Genomic DNA, 1,042 nt, shown 5'->3' with positions numbered 1-1,042 from the left:
TTATCATAGTCTTTAGTTGCGTCTTTAACTTCTATAATAATTTGATGTTTGCCATATTTAATTACAATATCCGGGAATGAGTTTTTAATATCATAATCTTTACTATAGTATTCATAATTTACGCCGTGTAAGGTTGGGTTTTTAGTTCAAATTTTTACTTTATTATAAAAATCTTCAGCATCATTCTTGTATTTTTCTTTAAACACATTTTTTAATGCGTTTAAAATAATTTCTTCATTATGGCTATCTAAATAGTGTTTATATTTTTCTTTTTCGTTAACAAAATATGTATTTTGATAAGCGTAATTTAATTTCACTTCATCGAATTCATTGTCGAATGCAATATGTAAGTCACTATTTATTCATTGATACTCATTGCCTGGTAATGAATTTTGTTTAGATAATATAAATTCTTTTTCTTGTACGGTTTTTTTGTATTTATTCATTTGTTCTTTATGAATTTGTTTAATTTGACTAATGTAAAGATACGAGATTACAAACCAAACCAAATTAGCCGAAATATATTCAGGTTTATTTGGGTCGTCTAAAAATGTTGATTTTATTCAACCATTAATCTTGAATTTTGTTGCATCAATAAAATAAGCTTTGTTTGTATCTAAAAAATTTTCAATATATAACTCTAATTCAATTGAATTGGTTATTTTATCTTGATCATTAATTTTTCTAAAGTTTTCATTTTTATCGTTTTTCAATAATTCCGCTTTGGGAGCTAAATAATGATATTCCCTAAAATGCTGTTGAAGTGCATTACATTCTTCAAGGATTTCTTTTTTGGATAAAACACCAATAAGTTCATCATTATATGCATCAGTATTTGATACCTTTTTTAATAAATTTCTATTTATGCTTCCTTTATAAAATGAAGTTAAGCCATTATAGTCTTGCTTTCATTTTTCCTGCAATTCATAATAACTTCATTCTCTTTTCTTTTCTTCAAAGTTTGAATAAAACCAATATTTATTAGCAATTGAATTTTCAAACAATTGATCATCATTATCAACAAAATAATTAGGATTAGGAT

The 1,042-nt window shown here is 24.4% G+C and carries 1 protein-coding gene; it reads right to left on the bottom strand.

The features are described 5' to 3' along the window. Positions 1-1,042, bottom strand: a 1,042-nt coding sequence (locus KQ878_RS03690) for a hypothetical protein (protein WP_216567973.1), incomplete at both ends; no start/stop codon positions are given.

Origin of the sequence: Mycoplasma zalophidermidis (assembly GCF_018913985.1) — a bacterium.
Taxonomy (GTDB): Bacteria; Bacillota_I; Bacilli_A; order Mycoplasmatales; family Metamycoplasmataceae; genus Mycoplasmopsis; species Mycoplasmopsis zalophidermidis.
This window is presented reverse-complemented; position numbering and strand designations above follow the sequence as displayed.